Source organism: Klenkia marina (assembly GCF_900101025.1).
Taxonomy (GTDB): domain Bacteria; phylum Actinomycetota; class Actinomycetes; order Mycobacteriales; family Geodermatophilaceae; genus Klenkia; species Klenkia marina.
In genome coordinates, this window is the sequence record NZ_FMUH01000008.1 from 44795 (window position 1) to 63845 (window position 19051).

Consider the following 19051-nt stretch of genomic DNA (forward strand, 5'->3'; position numbering starts at 1 on the left):
TCGTCCTCAGACCAGCAGCTCACCGTCGCGGACGACGACGCGGCCGCCGGCCAGGACCACCTCGCGGCGGGGCGCGCGCACCAGGGCGTCGGGCACGTTCTCCGCGTCGAGGAGCACCACGTCGGCCCGGGCTCCGGGCACCAACCCGTGCACGTCGCGGTGCACGAAGCGGGCCCCGCCGACCGACGCCGCCTCGACCGCGGCGGTGAGGTCGCCGTCGGTGCGCAGGCCGTGCAGGCGGGCGAAGTCCAGCGCCACCCGCAGGAGGTCGCCGTCGCCGAACGGGGACCACAGGTCGCGGATGCCGTCGGTGCCCAGCCCGAGCCCGACCCTCCGCTGCCGCATGCCCGCCCACGGCAGCGGGGCCGACCGCACCGGGGCGACCGTCGTCCAGGCGACGTCGAGCTCGGCCAGCTCGTCGAGCAGCCGCTCCTGCCGGGCCGGCGGCAGCTCGCCCAGCGCGAAGCCGTGCGACACCGTCACCCGACCCTGCAGACCGTGCCGGCGCACCCGCTCGAGCACCAGGTCGTAGGTGAACCCGCCGAGCTCGCCGCCGTCGTGCACGTGCAGGTCGAGCCCGCACCCGTGCCGCTCGGCGATCGCGCACAGGCCGTCGAGCTGGGCCACGGGGTCGCGGTCGATCGAGCACGGGTCCAGCCCGCCGACGGACGCCGCCCCGGCCGCGGCTGCGGCGTCCAGCAGGTCGAGCACCCCGGGCCGGCGCACCACGCCGTCCTGCGGGAAGGCCACGACCTCGACCTCGACGGCGCCGTCCAGCGCGGCCGCGGCCTCCCGGACGACGTCCAGACCGCGCAGCCCCACCCCGAGGTCGACGTCGACGTGGCTGCGCACCGCGGTGGTGCCGTGCCGCAGCAGCTCACGCAGCACCCGCACCGTCGCCTCGACCGACGGGATGCCCAGGGCGTCGCGCTCGGCGCGCTCGTGGGCGATGCGGCCCTGCGTGGTCTGCTCGCCGCCGTAGGGCTGCCACGGCCTGCCCCACCAGCTCTTGTCGACGTGGGCGTGCGCGTTGACCAACCCCGGCAGCGCCAGCAGACCGCGGCCCTCGACCCGCCGGGCCGCCGTGCCGGAGCCGGCCGGGACGACGTCGGCGATGCGGTCGCCGTCCACCAGCAGGTCCACGGGGTCGTCGCCCCACGGCCGGACGTCGGCCAGCAGCAGCGGGGTCACCGCTTCTGCCGCCGGCTGCCGCCGTGCCAGTCCTCGGTCTGCCCGACCTCACCGGGCTCGACCCCGAAGCTGCGCAGCTGGGGGCGCTCGCGCAGCGACCGCTTCAGCTCGGTGAACCCCGGGAACGACGCCAGGCCCACGACGTGGTCCCACAGCGCGACGGCGTCCTCGGGGGCGGGCAACCGGCTGATGACCGGGCCGAAGAAGGCCAACCCGTCCGGGGGCAGGAACTGCAGGATCGGGGTGCCGACGTCCTTGCCCGCCAGCGCCAGCGCCTCGTCGGTCTCGGCCTGGATGCCGGCGTCGAGGGCGTCGTCGTCCAGGGCGTCGGCGAGGTCGGGTGCCAGACCGAGGTCGGCGAGCACCGGGGCGAGGAAGTCGCGGGTGCCGCGGCGGTCGTGGCCGGGGGTGCCGCCGGTGGGCTCGGCGTCGTGGATGCCCTGGCCGACGCCCGTGTAGAACCGGCCGACGCCGTCGTCGCCGTGCTGGTCGCGCACACGGGCGGCCACCCGCAGCAACCGCAGGCCCGCGGTGTGCCCGGCCTCGTACTCGGGCGGGAAGTGGGTCGCGTAGTCGACGTGGGCGTTGAGCAACCGCAACGAGATGAACCGCCACTCGACCGTGTACTCGCGTCGCCGGGCCACCTCCTCGACCCAGCGGCTGGTGAGCCAGGCGAAGGGGCAGACGGGGTCGAACCAGAAGCGGAGGTCGGTCACCGGCCCAGTCTCGCGGCCCGGCGGGGGCCGTGCAGGCCGCGGGCGGCCGGGCGGTGCTCCCCCGGAGGGGGGACGCGCGCGGGCCCCCGGTGGGCGATCTTGTTCCGCATGCCGATGGATGGTCGTCCTGGAGACCACGGGAACCCCCTGCCGTCCTTCGGAGGTCCTGTGCCGCGCGCAGCCCGCACCCGCCCGCCCAGCCGCACCCGCCGCGGCGTCCCGCTGTGGGCGTACCTGACCGCTCTGGTCGGCGTGCCCCTGCTGGGCGTCCTCGTGCTGAGCTCGGTCATCATCGACACCCGGCGGGCAGAGGCGGCCAGCGCCGTCCGCGCCGAGGCGGCCGTGCAGGTCACCGCGCTGGTCGACGAGGCGCGCCGGACCGTGGAGAACGAGGCCGTCTGGGCGCTGCTGCTGTGGGCGATGGACAGCCCGGCCACCATCGAGGCCATCGGTCTGCCGGTGACCCAGGTGTCCGCCCAGCGACCCCTCGTCGCCGGACTGCAGTCGGACTACCGCGCAGCCACCGACGACGCCCTCACCGCGCTGGGCGACCGGCGTCCGGACCTGGCCGGCACGGTGCGTGCGGACCTGGCCACCCTGCGGCGGGTGGGCGAGGCCCGGACCACCGGCCTGCACGGGTTGTACCTGGACTACGTGTCGCTGTCGGACCAGCTGATGGCCGTCGAGCGGCGGACGGCCACCGACGCCGGCGCCGGCGGCACCCCCGCGGCGACCCGTGCCGCCATCGCCGACGCGCAGCTGGTGGCCGGCTACGCGCAGGCCGCCAGCCGCCAGATGCCGCTCTACCTGGGCTCCATGATCGACCAGGAGGCCGGCTCGCTGATCGGCTCCCGGCTGGGCTGGGAGACCGGGTGGCTGGCCTACACCGACGCCCGGGCGCAGCTCGCCGACCTGACCGACCCCTCGATCGCCGACCGCTGGCAGCGGTTCGCCGTCACGCCTGCGGTCCAGGGCCTGGACTCCTCGCTCGACCCGGCCGCCACGCCTCCGGGGGCCGTCCCCACCGTCGCGCAGGTGGTCACGCTCGTGCTGCAGCGCACCACCCGCGACACCGACACCGCCGCCCTGTCGGGGGCGGCCTTCCAGCGGGCCCAGCTGCTGGCCGAGGAGGACGCCGACGCCGCCACGGTCCGCTCCACCACGACCCTGGTGCTGGCCGGTGGGCTGGCTGCGCTCGCCGCCCTCGGGGCCGCGCTGCTGGCCCGCACGATCGGGCGGTCCCTGGGGCGCCTGGCCGCCCAGGCGGCGGAGGTCAGCCAGGGGTCGTTGGTCGAGGTCGAGGCACGCGGACCGCGTGAGGTGCGCACCGTCGGCGCCGCACTCGGGACGGCGGTCGGCAGCCTGCGGCGCATCCAGGACCAGGCCCGGGCCGTGGCCGAGGGCGACCTCACCAACGTGCTGCTGGAGGAGCCGCTGCCCGGTCCGCTGGGCACGGTCGTGCACGCCTCGGTGCAGCGCATCGTCAGCTCGGTCCGCCAGCGCGAGGAACTGCAGTCCGCGCTGGCCCACCAGGCCGCCCACGACCCCCTCACCGACCTGCCCAACCGGGCCCAGGCGCTCGCCCTCACCACCGCGGCGCTCAACCGCGGCCGCCGTTCCGGGGAGAAGACCGGGCTGCTGTTCGTCGACCTCGACGGGTTCAAGGCGGTCAACGACGGCTACGGCCACGCCTGCGGCGACGAGGTGCTGCGCGAGGTCGCCCGCCGGCTGCGCGGCCAGCTGCGCGGCGGCGACGTCGTGTGCCGGCTCGGCGGGGACGAGTTCGTGGTGCTGGTCGAGCCGGTGGACGCCGAGGCCGACCTGGTCGAGCTGGCCGACCGGCTGATCTCGGTGGTGTCGCACCCCATCACCGCCCTCGGGCACCGGGTCGGGATCGGCGCGAGCATCGGCGTCGCCGTCAGCCGGGACGCCGGGGTCGACGCCGACGCCCTCCTGGCCGAGGCCGACACGGCCGCCTACCGGGCCAAGGCGCGGGGCCGGGGCCGCGCCGAGGTGTTCGACGACGCGCTGCGGGAGCAGCTGTCCGCGCAGGCCGAGCTGGAGCGGGCGATCGCCGCGGGGCTCAGGGACGGCGAGTTCGAGGTGCACTACCAGCCGGTGGTGCACGTGGGTTCGGCCGACGTGGCCGGCTACGAGGCCCTGGTGCGGTGGAACCGGCCCGGGCACGGCATGGTGCCCCCGGACCAGTTCATCCCGATCGCGGAGACCACCCGGCTGGTCTGCGACCTCGACCGCTGGGTGCTCGGCCAGGCCACCCGCCAGCTCGCCGCCTGGCGGGCAGCCGCCGCCGGTCGCGCCGACGCGGTGACGATGGCGGTCAACCTGTCCGGCCGGCACCTCACCGACCGGCGGGTCGTCGCCGACGTCGCCGCCGCGCTCGCCGACGCCGGGCTGCCCGCCGACCGGCTGGTGCTCGAGGTGACCGAGACCGTGCTGGTCGACGACCCGGTCGCCGCCGAGCACCTGGCCGCCATCCGCGGGCTCGGGGTCTCGGTGGCCATCGACGACTTCGGGACCGGCTACACCTCGATCGGCCAGCTGCGCAGCCTGCCGGTGGACACCCTCAAGATCGACCGCAGCTTCGTGGCCTCGACCGAGCCCGGGCACGACCAGTTGGTCGCGCTCATGATCCGGGCCGCGCACACCTTCGGCCTCACCGTCGTGGCCGAGGGGGTCGAGGACCTCGCACAGCTGGGCCGGTTGCAGGACGAGCGGTGCGACCACGCCCAGGGGTGGTGGTTCAGCCGGCCGCTGCCCGCCGACCGGGCCGGCGAGCTGCTGCTCGGCCCGGTGGCCGTGCCGGCGGTCGGCTGACCGGCGGGCCCGTGCTGCCCTGACCGCCGGTCAGGGCAGGCGCACGCAGATCGCGTCGGCGTCGTCGGGGCAGAGCCGCACGGGGCGATCAGCCGCGCAGGTGGGCCTGTGACTGCTGGGCGGTGCTGACCAGGGCCTGGTCCGGGCGGATGCGGGTGACCTCGACCGACTGCGCCGGCAGCAGGGCGGCGAGCAGCCAGTCGGTGCCCACCCGCACCCGGTTGGCCATCGAGGGCAGCGCGTACAGGTGGTAGCCGCGCGCGACCAGCTTGGCCAGCGGGCCGCTCAGCCGGATGCCCAGGGGCTTGGCGATGGCGTCGCGGCCGCCGAGGTCGGCGACCAGGCCGAGGTCGTGGTGGCGGTAGTCCTTCGCCGTCCCGTGGCCCAGGCTGGCGGCCACGTTGCGGCCCAGCGCGGTGCCCTGGCGCTGGGCGTGCTGGGCGGTCGGCGGCGTCAGCGGCGTGCCCTCCTGCGTGAGGTCGGGGACGGCGGCGGCGTCACCCCCGGCGAAGACGCCCTCGGCGCCGGGCACCGAGAGGTCGGGCCGGACGACGAGACGCCCCTTCTGCAGCGGCAGGTCGAGCGTCTGCACCAGCGGGCTGGCCGCGACACCCGCACCCCAGACCAGCGTGCGGCTGGGGATGGTCGAGCCGTCGGTCAGCTCGGTCTCGCCCTCGCGGGCCTCCTTCACCGTCACGCCGAGCCGGACGTCGATGCCCCGCCGCTTCAGCGCACCCAGCGCCTTCTCCCCCAGCTCCGGGCCGAGCTCGGGCAGCACGCTCTCGGCCAGGTCGATGAGCACCCAGCGGATGTCCTCGGGCCGCACGGTCGACCAGCGGGCGGCGATGGTGCCCAGCCAGTACTGCAGCTGGGCGACGATCTCCGTGCCGGTGTAGCCCGCGCCCACCGCGACGACGGTCATGCGGGCCCGGCGCTCGGCGTCGTGCTCGGGGCCGGCCGGCAAGGCGTCGGCGCGGTCGAGCTGGCGCAGCAGGTGGTCGCGCAGGAACTGCGCCTCGACCAGCGTCTTCACCCCGTGTGCGCGCTCGGCCACCCCGGGGATGTCGAACTGCCGGGTGATGGAGCCGGGCACCAGCACCAGGCGGTCGTAGGCCAGGGTGACGACCTGCTCGGTGGCGCCGCCGTCGTCCGTCGTCCGCACGGTGACCGTCCGGGCCGCGTGGTCGACGTCGGTGGCGCTGCCCAGCACGACCCGGGTGCGGCGCAGCCGCTGCCGCAGGCTGACCGCGATGTGCCGGGGCTCGACGACGCCGGCGCTGACGTCGGGCAGCAGCGGGCTGTAGAGCAGGTAGTCGCTGGGGTTGACCAGCACGAGCTCGGCGGCGTCGGCCGGCAGCAGCTTCTCCAGCGTGCGCAGGGCGTGGAACCCGGCGAACCCGCCACCGACGACGACGATCCTGGGGCGGCTCATGGGGTTCTCCTTCGCGAGCGGGTGCGGGGCAACTGATGACCTGCCCCGCACCCACCGGTGCGAACCCGTCTCGTGGGTCACCCCGCCGCGGTGCGGGGGCCCTCCCAGAGGTCGATGCCGGAGTCGACGGCGTGCCGGTCGATGGTCGCCAGCTCGTCGTCGGTGAAGGCCAGGTTCTGCAGGGCGCCGACGTTGTCGTCGAGCTGGCGCACGCTGCTGGCGCCCACCAGGACGGTGGTCACCCGCTCGTCGCGCAGCGCCCAGGCCAGCGCCATCTGGGCCAGGGTCTGCCCGCGGCCCTCGGCGATGGTGTTCAGCGCCCGCACGTGGTCCAGCGCCTCGTCGGTGAGCAGGTCGGTCGACAGCGACTTGTCCTGGCTGGCCCGCGAGCCCTCCGGCACCCCGCCGAGGTACTTGCTCGTGAGCATGCCCTGGGCCAGCGGCGAGAAGGCGATGCAGCCGGCGCCGACCTCGGCGAGGACGTCGAGCAGCCCCTCGGTCTCGATCCAGCGGTTGAGCATCGAGTAGCTGGGCTGGTGGATGAACAGCGGCGTGCCCAGGTCGGCCAGGATCTGAGCGGCCCGCCGGGTGTCCTCGGGGCCGTAGGAGCTGATGCCGGCGTAGAGCGCCTTGCCGCTGGTGACGGCGGTGTGCAGGGCACCCATCGTCTCCTCCAGCGGCGTGGTGGGGTCGGGCCGGTGGCTGTAGAAGACGTCGACGTGCTCCAGGCCCATGCGGGTCAGCGACTGGTCGAGGCTGGCCAGCACGTACTTGCGCCCGCCGCCGCCCTGCCCGTACGGCCCGGGCCACATGTCGTAGCCGGCCTTGCTGGAGATGACCAGCTCGTCGCGGTAGGGGCGGAAGTCGTCGCGCAGGTGCCGGCCGAAGTTGGTCTCCGCCGAGCCGTAGGGCGGTCCGTAGTTGTTGGCGAGGTCGAAGTGGGTGATGCCCAGGTCGAAGGCCCGGCGCAGGATGTCGCGCTGCCTGTCGAAGGGGACGTCGTCACCGAAGTTGTGCCACAGCCCCAGGCTGATCGCGGGCAGGTCGGTGCCGCTGCGCCCGGTGCGGCGGTAGGTCATGTCGTCGTAGCGGTTCTGCGCCGCCTCGTAGGCCATGGCCACGATCCTGCCTGCCGGCCTCGGCCCACGCAGGCGGGGCAGGCGTCCAGCTCGTCCGCGCCGCGGTGGGTGGTGCGCGCAGCCGCGATCGACGTGGTCACGGCTCGACCATGCCGCCGGACGACGACCCTCCGGCAGCCGTCGACGGGTCCCTGACGCCCACCCGGCTCCTCCGTGACGCCCGGTTGCAGGGTTCTCGCCCTCTGCGGGCCGGTCGAGGGGGCGAGAACCGGGCAACTGGTGTGCGCGCCGGGTCAGAGGTCGAGCAGGCGGAGCTGGACCATCGCGGCGAAGCGGACGTCGGGGTCGCCCAGGTCGAGGCCGCCCACCTCGGCGACCCGGCGCAGGCGGTAGCGGAACGTGTTGGGGTGCACGTAGACCGCCGCCGCGGCCGCCGGCACGTCGCCGAAGGCGTCCAGCCAGGCCCGCAGCGTCGGCACCAGCTGCGCCCCGTGCGCGGCGTCGTACTCCCCGAGCCGGGCCACCGGCCCGGCCGGGCGGTCACCGCGGGCCTCGGCCAGGTCGTGCAGCTCGAGCAGCAGCCCCTCGACGTGCACGTCGTCGGACCGGGCCACCCGCACCGCACCCCCGCGCACCCGGAGCACCCGCAGCGCCCGGTCGGCGGCCACCCGGGCGGCGGCGAGGCCCGCGACGTCGCGGCCGGGTGGACCGATGCCCACGACGGCGGGGATGCGCGGGCCGACCCGGTCGAGGAAGTCGGTGGCGATCCGCACCGCCCGGGTGTCGGCGTCGGCGTCCTCGCCGGTGACCGGCACCAGGCCGTAGACGGCGTGCCCGACCAGGGCCGTGGCCGACCGGGGGTGGACGGCGGACAGGTGCACCCCGAACGCGTCGGCCAGCCGCTGCCGGTCGTTGGCCGACCCGGCGTCACCGGCGACGTCCACCCCGTCGACGGGGTCGAGCGCGGCCAGGGCCAGCACCACCACCGAGCGGTCGGCCAGCCCGAGCCGGTGCAGCGCCTCACGGGCGCCGCTGCCGCCCTCCAGCGCCGTGGACACCAGGTCGGCCTGCAGCCGGCGCTGCACGTCGGCACCGGCGCGCAGCCGCAGCATGTGCAGCGCGACCAGGGTGGCGGCCTCGCCCAGGGCGCGGGCGCGGTCGGGGCTGAGCCCGTCGCGCAGCACCGCCCAGATCGAGCCGAGCACCTCGTCGCCGGCCCGCACCGCGATGGCCGCGCGGGGCAGGGCGCCGGCGCCGTCCCGGGGGCTCACCGGGTCGACCAGCACCGGCCCGGTGGAGCGGTACAGCTCGCGGAACACCCCGCGCTCGGTGAGCACCCGCGAGTACACCTCGGGCACCTGCAGGCCCAGCACGGTCTCGATGCGCCCGCGGTCGGCCTCGTCCTGCCGGCCGGAGAACGCGAGCACGCGGTTGCTCCGGTCCTCGATGGTGATGGGCGCGTCGACCAGGGCGGCCACGGCGTTGGCCAGGGCGAAGAGGTCACCCGAGGGCAGCCCGCCCAGCGACTCGGCGGTCTGCGCGCCGACGTCGCCCTCGGCCAGCAGCACCCGCAGCATGGCCGCCAGCTGCGCCCAGGTGGCCCCACGGGTCAGCCCGAGCAGCGCCACCCCGGACTCCCGCGCCGCGGCCAGCACCGCCGGGGTCACCGTCACCGGGGCGCGCAGCACCAGCCCCGCAGCGCCCCGCCGGCCCAGCTGGGTGAGCAGGGTGATGGTGGCGGCGGCGCCCCCCACCCCCACGCCGAGCACCAGTGCCGCCGGCGGCAGCTCGGGCTCGTCGATGGGGTCGTGGATGGCGACCCCGCCCAGCCGCGGGACGGCGTCCGGGTCGCCGTGCAGCAGGTCCAGCAACGTCGTGCCCAGGTCGTCGAGCACCCGGCGCAGCCCGGCGGGCGCTCCCATCACCGGGTCGACGTTAGTGATCCGTCCGGTTCACAGGGGCAACCACTCGCGCCAGGTGGTCACCTCCTCGAGCACCTCGGGCACCGGGACGACGCCCGTGCCCGGCCCGGTGGGGACGCCGAGGTGGCCCTCGGCCAGCACGAACGGCTCGGTGAGGTCGGTGCGGTAGTACCGGTCGGACGCCGAGGTGTCCCCGGGCAGCGTGAACCCGGGCAGCGCCGCCAGCGCGACGTTGGCCGCCCGGCCGATCCCGGTCTCCAGCATGCCGCCGCACCACACCGGTACGCCGTGCGCGGCGCAGACGTCGTGGATCCGGCGGGCCTCCAGGTACCCGCCCACCCGGCCGGGCTTCACGTTCACGATCGAGCAGGCGCCCAGCGTGATCGCCTCGGCGGCCGCCCGGGCCGAGGTGATCGACTCGTCCAGGCACACCGGGGTGGCGATCTGCCGGGCCAGCGCGGCGTGCCCGAGCACGTCGTCCTCGGGCAGCGGCTGCTCGACCAGCAGCAGGTCGAAGGGGTCCAGCCGGGCCAGGTGCCGGGCGTCGGCGAGGGTGTAGGCGGTGTTGGCGTCCACCTGCAGCAGCACGTCGTCGCCGAAGCGCTCGCGCACCGCACGCACCGGCTCGACGTCCCACCCGGGCTCGATCTTGAGCTTGATCCGCACGTAGCCCTGGTCGAGGTACTCCCCCACCGCACCCAGCAGCGCCGGCACCGAGTCCATGATCCCGACCGACACCCCGCAGGGGACCCGGTCGTGCACCGCGCCGAGGTGCCGGGCCAGCGGCGTGCCGCTGGCCCGCAGCTCGGCGTCGAGCACGGCGAGCTCCAGGGCCGCCTTGGCCATCCGGTGCCCGTGCACCGGGGCCAGCACCTGCGCCACCGACGCGGCGTCGACGCGGCCGGCCGCGGCCAGCCGGGGCACCAGGAAGCGGCGCAGCACGTCGACCGCGCCGTCGACGTACTCCTCGGAGTACAGCGGGTCGGCCATCGCCACGCACTCGCCCCACCCCTCGGCGGCGCCGGTGACCACCCGCACCAGCAGCACGTCGCGGTGGGTCTGGGTGCCGAACGAGGTGCGGAACGGGGCGACGAGGGGCAACCCCACCCGCCGCAGCTCGATCCCCTCGACCGGTGCGTCGATCAGCTCCACGATGTCCTCTCCCCTGGTGCGTCGGTGGTCGTGCGCCGGTGCAGCACGTACCGCCCGGCGCGGTCGAACCCGGTGATGCGCCCGCCCTCGGCCAGCACCGGGTGCAGCACCGACCGGACGGCGGTGCGCCACTGCCCCGCGAGCCCCGGGTCGTCCCGGCGCAGCGCCTCGACGTCGCGGGGGACGGCCACCAGCAGCACCGGTCCGTCGGTGCGCCCGGGCACCGGGGCACCGTCGGGCGAGCAGGCCAGCGCCACGACCGCACCGGACGGGACGGCGGTCCCCGGGGCCTCGCCGCGGCAGGCCGCGACGACCTGCGGCGCCGCGAGGTCCCAGCGCACCAGCAGGCGGTCGGTCTCGTCGGCGCCGTTGAGCGCGTCGCGCATGCCGCCGTAGTGGTCGGGCAGGTAGGCCACTGCGGCGGCGCCGAGCTTGCCGGTGTTGAACCAGGCGTTGCGGGCGACCAGGGGGTCGTAGGTCCAGGTGATCGTGCCGACGCCGCGGGCCAGCGCCCAGGCGCGCTGGTGCACCTTCATCGCGAAGCCGACGTTGCGGCCGCGCACCGCCCCGGAGACCCCGGCGATGTGGCTGTGCAACGACCCGGCCGCCGGCTCGGCGAAGAACCCCACGCACGCGCCCACGAGGTCGGGCCCGTCGTAGGCGCCGGCCACGTAGCTGCCGGCGGTGGCGAGCGCACGCAGCAGCTCGGTGCTCAGCGGCGGGCTGTCCGCCCGCTGCCAGATCGCGCCGAGCAGCCCGGACACCGCGGCGAGGTCGGGCACGGAGGTGACGGCGCGCACCTGCACGCCGGCCGCCCGGCCCGTGGCCTCGGCGGAGAGCACCGCGTCGTCCACCGGCGTCGGCGCGCTCACCGGTCGGCCCCGTCCCCGGTCAGCAGGTCGACGAGCAACCCGGTCAGCAGCGCCCGGCGCGGGGCCAGCTCGGCGACCAGCACGTGCTCGTCGTCGGCGTGCGCACCGCCGCCCACCGCGCCCAGCCCGTCGAGGGTGGGCACCCCGACCCCGGCGGTGAAGTTCCCGTCGGAGGCCCCGCCGACCGCCGTACCCCGCAGCTCGGGCAGGCCCAGCCGGCGGGCGACCCCGGCGGCCCGGTCGAACAGCTCGGCCGCGGTCTCCATCGGGGGCCGGTTGGGCCCGCCGGTGACCTCGACCCGGGCGCCGGGCAGCACCGGGCGCAGGGCGCGCACCGCGGCGTCGACCCGGTCCTGCTCGGCGGCGTCGGGCACCCGGACGTCGACGGCCACCCACGCCCGCGCCGGCACGGTGTTGGTGACGGTGCCGGCCGACGACGCGGTCGGGGTGACCGTCGTCCCCCGGTCGGGGTCGCCGAGGGCGGTCAGCGCGAGCACCTGGTGGGCCAGCTCGACGCCGGCGTTGACGCCGTCGGCGGGTGCGAGCCCGGCGTGCGCGGCCCGGCCGGTGACCTCGACCCGGTACAGCGAGACGCCCTTGCGGGTGGTCTTGAGGGCACCGCCGTCGGCGGCGGCCTCCAGCACGAGGGCGGCCCGGCAGCCGCGGGCCTCCGCCTCGATCAGCCCGCGCGAGGACGGCGACCCCAGTTCCTCGTCGCCGGTGACCAGCACGGTCACCCCGGCCGGGTCGGGGAGGGCGGCGACGGCGGCGAACGCCACCGCCAGCCCGGCCTTCATGTCGACGCTGCCCGGCCCGCGCAGCACCCCGTCGACGACCTCGGACGGGTGGGTGGCCAGCGAACCCATCGGCCAGACGGTGTCGTGGTGGCCCAGCACGAGCACCTCCGTCGGGCCCTCCCCCAGCCGCCAGCGCAGGTGGGTGCGGCCCTCCAGCACGATGCGCTCGGGTGCGCAGCCCAGCCGGCGCGCGCCCACCCGGGCGACGACGTCGGCGCTGCGGGCGACGGCGGCCAGGTCGTCGGACCGCGACTCGCAGCTGACGAGCTCGTGGATGTCGGCGAGCAGCTGATCGGTCACCGCACACCTGCCGGGACCGCGGCCAGCAGCTCGCGGGTGTAGTCGTGCGCGGGGTTTCCGAGCACCTGCTCGGCGGGGCCCTGCTCGACGATCCGGCCCTCGCGCATCACCGCGATGGTGCTCGCGACGTAGCGCACCACGGCCAGGTTGTGCGAGATGAACAGCATCGAGGTGCCCAGCTCGCGCTGCAGCCGGCGCACCAGGTTCAGCACGGTGCCCTGGATCGACACGTCCAGGGCCGAGGTGATCTCGTCGGCCACGACCACCTCGGGCCGGGCGGCCAGGGCCCGGGCCACGGCGACCCGCTGGCGCTGACCGCCCGACAGCTGCGCCGGGTAGGCCCGCGCCCGGGCGGGGTCCAGGTCCACCAGCTCCAGCAGCCGGACCACCTCGGCCCGCCGCTGTGCCCGCGGGGTGCCGCGCGGCACGGCCTCGGCGACGCTGTCGCCGATCGTCATCCGCGGGTCCAGCGAGGAGTACGGGTCCTGGAAGACCATCTGCACCGGACGGCGGCCAGGACGAGTGGGCACCGGGACGCCGTCCAGCAGCACCGCCCCGCCGGTCACCGGGGCCAGCCCGACCGCGGCCTTCGCCAGCGTGGACTTGCCCGACCCGGACTCGCCCACCAGTCCGACCACGGCGCCGTCGGGGACGACGAGGCTCACGCCGTCGACCGCGGTGTGGCCGGTGCGGGCGTCGCCGTAGCGCACCGTCACGTCGTCGAACACCAGCTCGCTCACGCGACCTCCTCCCGTGCGGCACCGGCCGCCGCCAGTTCCCCGTCGGCCGCGCCGGCGGCGACCTCGTCGGCGTGCCAGCAGGCCACCCGTCCGCCGTCCGCGTCGGCGACCAGCGGCGGGTCCTCCGCCCGGCACCGGTCCGACGCCAGCGGGCAGCGGGCGGCGTAGGCGCACCCCGGCGGCTGCGCCGAGGGGTCGACCGGCCGGCCCGGGATGACCGGCAGTGGCGCGTCGAGGTCGACGGCCATGTCCGGCACGGTGGCCACCAGCGCCCGGGTGTAGGGGTGCCTGCCCGCGGCGAGCCGGTCGGCGGGCAGGTCCTCCACGATCCGCCCGGCGTACATGACGAGCACGCGGTCGCACACCTCGCGCACCACGGCCACGTCGTGGCTGATGAGCAGCAGCGCGACGTCGTCGGAGCGGCGGATCGCGGCCAGCAGGTCGAGCACCGAGCGCTGCACGGTGACGTCGAGGGCGGTGGTGGGCTCGTCGGCGACGATGAGCGCCGGCTCACCCATCAGCCCCATGCCGATCATCGCCCGCTGCCGCATGCCGCCGGAGAACTCGTGCGGGTACTGCCGGGCGCGGCGCTCGGGCTCGGGCACCCGCACGCTGCGCAGCCGGTCGACCGCCCGGGCGAGCCCGGCCGCGCGGGAGAGGCCCTGGTGCCGGCGAGCGCCCTCGGCCAGCTGGGAGCCGATCCGGCGGGTGGGGTTCAGCGAGGTCATCGGGTCCTGGAAGACCATCGCGAACCCGGTGCCCAGCAGCCGGCGGTGCGCCCGCTCGCCGCCGGCCCGCAGGTCGGTGCCCCGGAAGTCCAGCCGCGCGGCGGTGACCTCGCCGGGCGCCTCGACCAGGCGGGCCACGGCCAGCGCGGTCAGCGACTTGCCCGACCCCGACTCGCCCACGACGCCGACGGCCTCGCCGCGGCCCACCGAGAAGGTGACCCCGCGCACCGGCCGCACCGTGCCGTGCGCCCCCGGGAACGCCACCGAGAGGTCCTCGACGTCGAGCACGGGCTGCTCGGCTCCCGGGCCCCGCTCGGTCACCGGCTGCTCGTCGGCCCCGGTGGTGCGGCGGCGGCGCACCGGGCCCGTCGCCGAGGTGAGCCCGATGCCCTTGGCCACCGCCTCGCCGAACAGGTTGAACGCCAGCCCGGCGACGACGATCGCCAGGCCGGGGGCCAGCGCAGCCTCGGGGTGCCGGTAGATGCCCGACAGGCCGTCCTGCAGCAGCCGGCCCCAGTCGTAGTCCGGCGCCTGCACGCCCAGCCCCAGGAACGACAGGCCGGCGAAGGCCAGCAGGGCGCCGCCGGCCCCGATGGTGGCGTTGACGACCAGCGGCTCGGCGATGTTGGGCAGCACGTGGCGCAGCAGCACCCGGAACCGGCCGACCCCGGCCACCCGGGCGGCGAGCACGTAGTCGCGCGAGGCCACGCCCGCGGCCAGGGTCGACGTGAGCCGGGCGAACACCGGCGCCCCGGCCACGCCGATCGCGAGCACCGCGCCGGTGGCGCCGACGCCGAACACGATGGCGAAGAACAGGGCCAGCAGCAGGCCGGGGAAGGCCACCGCGATGTCGATGCCCGCGGTGACCAGCCGGCCGGCGCGGCGGCCCAGGAGCAGCGGGGCCGCACCCAGCAGCATGCCGAGCACGACGGTGAGCAGGGTGGCGGTCAGGGCCAGCCGCACCGAGAGGCCGGTGGCCACCATCGTGCGGGCGAACAGGTCGCGGCCGAGGTTGTCGGTGCCCACGAGGTGCGCGGCCGACGACCCCTGCAGGATCGCGTCGGTGTCCACCGCCTCGGCCTGGTCGCCCCACACGAACGGCGCGACGACGGCCAGCACCAGCACCGCGGCCAGCAGCACGCCGGCGCCGATGCCCACCGGGGTGCGCAGCACGGAGCCCCACCGGCCCCGTGCGGCCGGGGCGTCGGTGAGGGGGACCAGCGCCCCCGGGGCCACGGTGGTCATCAGCTCTCCCGGATGACGGAGCGGGGGTCCAGCAGGGACAGGACGACGTCCACGAGCAGGTTCACCAGCAGCACGCCGGCGCCGTAGACGAGCACCACCCCCTGCACGACGGGGTAGTCCTTCTCCAGGATCGAGGACACGATGGTCGAGCCCAGGCCCGGCCAGGAGAACACGTTCTCCACCAGCACCGTGCCGGCCACCAGCGCCGACAGCAGCAGACCGCCCAGGGTGATCGAGGCCGTGAGCGCGTGCGGCAGCGCGTGGCCCAGGTTCACCTGCCAGGCCGGCAGCCGTTTGGCCCGCGCCGTCCGCACGTGGTCGCTGCGCAGGGCCGTGAGCATCTCCACCCGCACGATGCGGGCCAGGGCCGCGGCCGGGCCGATCGCCAGGGCCAGCACCGGCAGCACGTAGGACGGCGGCCCGGTGCGCCCGGCCACCGGCAGCCAGCCCAGGGTGACGCTGAAGACGTAGACGAACCCGACGCCGAGCACGAAGTCGGGCACCGCGCCGAGCACCGTGCTGGCGGAGGAGAACGCCAGCTCGCCGCCGCGCCGCCGGCCGCCCCGGGTGAGCACGCCCATGCCCGCCCCGATCGGCACGGCGAGCGCGACCACCACGAGGAACGCCAGCAGCGCCAGCTCCAGGGTGGCCGGCAGGCGCTGCCCGATGATCCGGGACACCGGCAGCGAGGAGCCGAGCGAGGACCCCAGGTCGCCGGTCAGCACGCCCTGCAGGTAGTCCAGGTACTGCTCCCACAGCGGCCGGTCCAGCCCCAGGGAGGCCCGCCGGGCCGCGACCAGGGAGGCCGGTGCGGTCGGCCCCAGCGCCGCACGCACCGGGTCGCCCGGGATCAGGTGCAGGATCAGGAACGACGCCGTCACCAGCACCCAGAGCGAGACCAGCAGCCGGCCGGCGCGGCGCACCGCGAAGGCGAGCCACGGGTTGTCGGCCATCCGCCGGGACGGCGTCCCGGCGGTGGCGGCGGTGGTGGCGGTCACCGGCTCAGCCCTGCATGCGGATGCTGGTGGGGATGAGCCCGTCGCCGACGGCGAACTCCGCGCCCGACCCGAAGAAGGTCGACTCCTGGTTGGCGAAGGGGAAGACGTCGGCGGAGGAGACGAGCGCGGCCTCGGCCTGCAACCAGGTGTCGCAGCCCGCGGTGCCCTCCATCGCGCTGGCCTGGGCGACGAGCTCGTCGTACTCGGGGTTGACGATGTGCGCGAAGTTGTTGCCGTCGGGCACCACGGTCCCGGAGACGAAGGGCACCACCTGGTCGGGGCTGCTGACGTTCAGCTGCACCCAGGCGGCGTCCCAGTCCCCCGACCCGAACAGCGTGCTGATCGAGGCCGTCTCGTCCTGCGGGGTCACGTCGACGGTCACGCCGAGGTCCTGCCAGGCCGTGGTCACGAGCTCCGCCGCCGCCGAGCCGCTGGCACCCAGCTCGGTGTCGTAGAGGAACGTGATGGCCAGCGGTGCGCCGCCCTTGGCCCGGGTGCCGTCGGCGCCGGCGACCCAGCCGGCCGCGTCGAGGGTCGCCGCGGCCGCGTCGGCGTCGAAGGCCGGCAGCGCGTCGGAGACCGAGTCGCCGCCGCAGGCCGACGGGGCCGAGGCGGCGAAGCTGGTGCCGGGTCCGCCGCGGTCGGCGCTGAGCACCCGGGCGACCTGCTCGAAGTCCACGGCCTGGGTCAGGGCCAGCCGGACGGCCGGGTCGGACGCCGGGCGACCGGCGGTCTGGTTGTACCACTGCTCACCGAGGACGGCGGTGACGCTGGTGGAGAACAGCCCCGCCGACTCCAGCCGGTCGAAGTCCGGGCCGATGATCTGCGCGGCGTTCACCTCGCCGGACAGCAGCTGGTTGGCCGCGGTGGTCTCGTTCGGCACGATCTGGAACACCACCTGGTCCGGCGTGCCCTCGGTGCTGGTGCTCGCGCCGTCCGGGCCCCAGGTGTAGTCCTCGCGCACGGTGTACGTGTAGTGGTCGTTCGGCACGGCCTCGGTGAGCTGGAAGGGCCCGGTGCCCAGCGTCGAGTCGGTCAGCGAGTCGCGGTCGGCCAGCCCGGCCGAGCAGACCATCGGCACCCCGGCGAGGCCGTTGAGCACGAACGGCGCCGGCGCGGCCAGCGTCAGGGTGACGGTGCCGTCCTCGGAACCGGTGGCGGTCACCCCGTCGGGCACGAACACCCCGAGGAACGGGCTCTGGTTGGCCGGGTCGGCGACGTAGTTGATGTTCTCGGCGGCGTCCTCGGCGGTGAAGGGCGTGCCGTCGGAGCAGGTGACGTCGGGGTCCATGGTCAGCGTGACCGTCGACCCGTCCACCGACCAGTCGGTCGCCATCTGCGACACGACCTCCCCGTCGGCGTCCAGGCCCAGCAGCGAGTCGTAGGCGAAGTGGGTGATCTGGAACAGCCCGCTGGCCGCCGAGGCCTGCGGGTCCAGGTTGCCCGGGTCGGCGGCGACCGCGAAGACGAAGGTGCCACCGGAGACGGCGTTCTCCCCGCCCCCGGAGCCGCCGCCGCAGGCGGCGAGCGCGAGGGCGGTGACGCCGAGTCCGGCGGCGGTGCGGACGTGCCTCATGCGGGGTCCTCTCGGGGTGGGGTCGGGGGTGGGTTCAGACGCCGGCGCGGCGGACGGCGCGGCCCAGGTGCAGGAAGCGGGCGCGGCCGGAGCCGTCGTCGCCGAGGAACACGTGCGGGATGTGCAGCCCCATCTGGCCCTGCACCGGGATGAGGGCGTCGGGGCCGTAGCCGACGAGCTCGGTGCGCTCGGGGCCGTCGGTCATGTCGACCAGCGGGTCCTTCGGGACGATCTGCAGCCAGGTGCGGCCGTCGTCGTCGGCGCTCACCACGAGGTCGTAGACCAGGCTCTCGTAGGTGCCGGTGACCCGGGCGGTGTCCACCGGCACGGGGTCCGCCGGCGGGGTGGGCAGCGCCCGGGGCTCCAGGCCGGCGAGCTCGCGCAGCACGTGCCCGACCACGTCGGCGTACAGGGCGTAGGGGTTGCCGCCGTTGGTGAGCAGCGCGACCGCCAGGTCGTGCTCGGGCACCAGGCGCAGGAACGAGGCCTGGCCGATCGTGTTGCCGTCGTGGCCGTGCACGCCGCCCGGGCCGTCGAAGAGCTCCCAGCCCAGGCCCCAGGCGTCGCCGAGCACCCGCAGCTCCGGCAGCCGCACCTGCGGCTCGCGCATCGCCGCCACGGTGGCCTCGGCCAGCAGCCGGGTGCCGTCGGGGGCCACCCCGCCGGACAGGTGCAGCCGGCCGAACCCGACCAGGTCGCGGGCCGACATGGCCAGCATCGACCCGGCCGGGGCGTTGGACCGCACCATCGCCCACACCGGCGCGGGCACCTGGTCGGCGCCGGGCGCGGGGGTCACGTGCCCGACCGCGACGCGGTGCACGATCGCCTCGTAGGGGCTGGGCGAGGCCGTGGTCAGGCCCAGCGGGGTGATGAGGTGGTCGGTCAGGCACTGGTCGTAGGGCTTGCCGCGCAGCACCTCGACCAGGCGACCGAGCACGCAGTAGCCGGCGTTGTTGTAGCTGAACAGCTCGCCGGGGGTGAACAGCTGCTCGACCTCGGCGAGCTCGCCGAGGTAGCGCTCGAGGGCGTCGTCGCCGCGGCCGGTGTCGGTGAAGACGTCGCCCTCGAAGCCGGCGGTGTGCGCCAGCAGCTGCCGCACGGTGATCGCCGCGGCGGCGGACTCGTCGCCCAGGCGGAGGTCGGGCAGGTACTGGCGCACGGGCGCATCGAGGTCGACCACGCCCTCGTCGACCAGCTGCATCACCAGGGTCGCCGTCCAGACCTTGGTGACCGAGCCGATCTGGAACACCGAGTCGGTCGTGGCCTCGACCCCGGTGGCGCGGCTGAGCAGACCCGCGGCGGCCTCGACCACCTCGCCGCCCACGGACACCGCCACCGCGGCGGCGGGCACGTCGTGCTCGGCCAGGAGGGCCGGCAGCCGCTCGGCCAGCCAGGCCCCGACCTGCTCCACCGTGGTGCTCGTCGCGCTCGTCATGGCGGTGGACGCTAGGGCCGCGGACGCGGCTGC

Annotated in this window: 14 protein-coding genes; 1 reads left to right on the forward strand and 13 read right to left on the reverse strand. The window is 75.9% G+C overall.

Features of this window, described 5'->3' with window-relative positions:
• Positions 1–6 precede the first annotated feature (6 nt).
• Both BLP29_RS19300 and BLP29_RS19305 read right to left on the reverse strand, forming a co-directional pair.
• Positions 7–1191 carry an amidohydrolase gene (locus tag BLP29_RS19300; protein ID WP_092807634.1) on the reverse strand — a complete coding sequence of 395 codons (1185 nt, stop codon included), beginning with the start codon at positions 1189–1191 and terminating at the stop codon, positions 7–9.
• On the reverse strand, positions 1188–1907 hold the full coding sequence (locus tag BLP29_RS19305) for a mycothiol-dependent nitroreductase Rv2466c family protein (protein WP_092807636.1): 720 nt from the start codon (positions 1905–1907) through the stop codon (positions 1188–1190). The genes BLP29_RS19300 and BLP29_RS19305 overlap by 4 nt, the downstream gene beginning before the upstream one ends.
• 168 nt (positions 1908–2075) lie before the next feature.
• On the opposite strand from BLP29_RS19305, the gene BLP29_RS19310 reads away from it, so the two are divergent.
• Positions 2076–4742, forward strand: a complete 2667-nt coding sequence (locus BLP29_RS19310; RefSeq protein WP_165839458.1) for a putative bifunctional diguanylate cyclase/phosphodiesterase — start codon at positions 2076–2078, stop codon at positions 4740–4742.
• A gap of 88 nt (positions 4743–4830) precedes the next feature.
• Here the strand turns inward: BLP29_RS19310 and BLP29_RS19315 are convergent, their stop codons facing one another.
• The 11 genes from BLP29_RS19315 to BLP29_RS19365 form a co-directional block, all read right to left on the reverse strand.
• A complete protein-coding gene (locus BLP29_RS19315; RefSeq protein WP_092807640.1) occupies positions 4831–6174 on the reverse strand; it encodes an NAD(P)/FAD-dependent oxidoreductase in 1344 nt (447 codons plus the stop codon).
• A gap of 77 nt (positions 6175–6251) precedes the next feature.
• Positions 6252–7289, reverse strand: coding sequence for an L-glyceraldehyde 3-phosphate reductase (gene mgrA, locus BLP29_RS19320; RefSeq protein WP_092807642.1), 1038 nt, complete (start codon positions 7287–7289; stop codon positions 6252–6254).
• A gap of 257 nt (positions 7290–7546) precedes the next feature.
• Entirely contained in the window at positions 7547–9175 is a 1629-nt protein-coding gene (locus BLP29_RS19325) for a PucR family transcriptional regulator (RefSeq protein WP_092807644.1), read from the reverse strand.
• Positions 9176–9205: 30 nt separating this feature from the next.
• Positions 9206–10327: an o-succinylbenzoate synthase gene (gene menC, locus BLP29_RS19330; protein ID WP_243470113.1), complete on the reverse strand. Its 1122-nt coding sequence runs from the start codon at positions 10325–10327 to the stop codon at positions 9206–9208.
• Positions 10318–11199 carry a GNAT family N-acetyltransferase gene (locus BLP29_RS19335; RefSeq protein ID WP_207798610.1) on the reverse strand — a complete coding sequence of 294 codons (882 nt, stop codon included), beginning with the start codon at positions 11197–11199 and terminating at the stop codon, positions 10318–10320. The genes menC and BLP29_RS19335 overlap by 10 nt, the downstream gene beginning before the upstream one ends.
• Positions 11196–12296, reverse strand: coding sequence for a M20 family metallopeptidase (locus BLP29_RS19340; protein WP_092807646.1), 1101 nt, complete (start codon positions 12294–12296; stop codon positions 11196–11198). Before BLP29_RS19340 ends, BLP29_RS19335 begins: the two co-directional genes overlap by 4 nt.
• Positions 12293–13036 (reverse strand): ABC transporter ATP-binding protein, encoded by a 744-nt coding sequence (locus tag BLP29_RS19345; RefSeq protein ID WP_092807648.1) that lies wholly within the window; start codon positions 13034–13036, stop codon positions 12293–12295. The genes BLP29_RS19340 and BLP29_RS19345 overlap by 4 nt, the downstream gene beginning before the upstream one ends.
• Positions 13033–15009, reverse strand: a complete 1977-nt coding sequence (locus BLP29_RS19350; protein WP_092807650.1) for a dipeptide/oligopeptide/nickel ABC transporter permease/ATP-binding protein — start codon at positions 15007–15009, stop codon at positions 13033–13035. Before BLP29_RS19350 ends, BLP29_RS19345 begins: the two co-directional genes overlap by 4 nt.
• Complete coding sequence (locus tag BLP29_RS19355) at positions 15009–16007, reverse strand: ABC transporter permease (protein WP_207798611.1); 999 nt, start codon at positions 16005–16007, stop codon at positions 15009–15011. Before BLP29_RS19355 ends, BLP29_RS19350 begins: the two co-directional genes overlap by 1 nt.
• Positions 16008–16011: 4 nt before the next feature.
• Complete coding sequence (locus BLP29_RS19360; protein ID WP_092807652.1) at positions 16012–17583, reverse strand: ABC transporter substrate-binding protein; 1572 nt, start codon at positions 17581–17583, stop codon at positions 16012–16014.
• A 34-nt stretch (positions 17584–17617) separates the two neighbouring features.
• Positions 17618–19018 carry a serine hydrolase domain-containing protein gene (locus BLP29_RS19365; RefSeq protein ID WP_092807654.1) on the reverse strand — a complete coding sequence of 467 codons (1401 nt, stop codon included), beginning with the start codon at positions 19016–19018 and terminating at the stop codon, positions 17618–17620.
• Positions 19019–19051 lie beyond the last annotated feature (33 nt).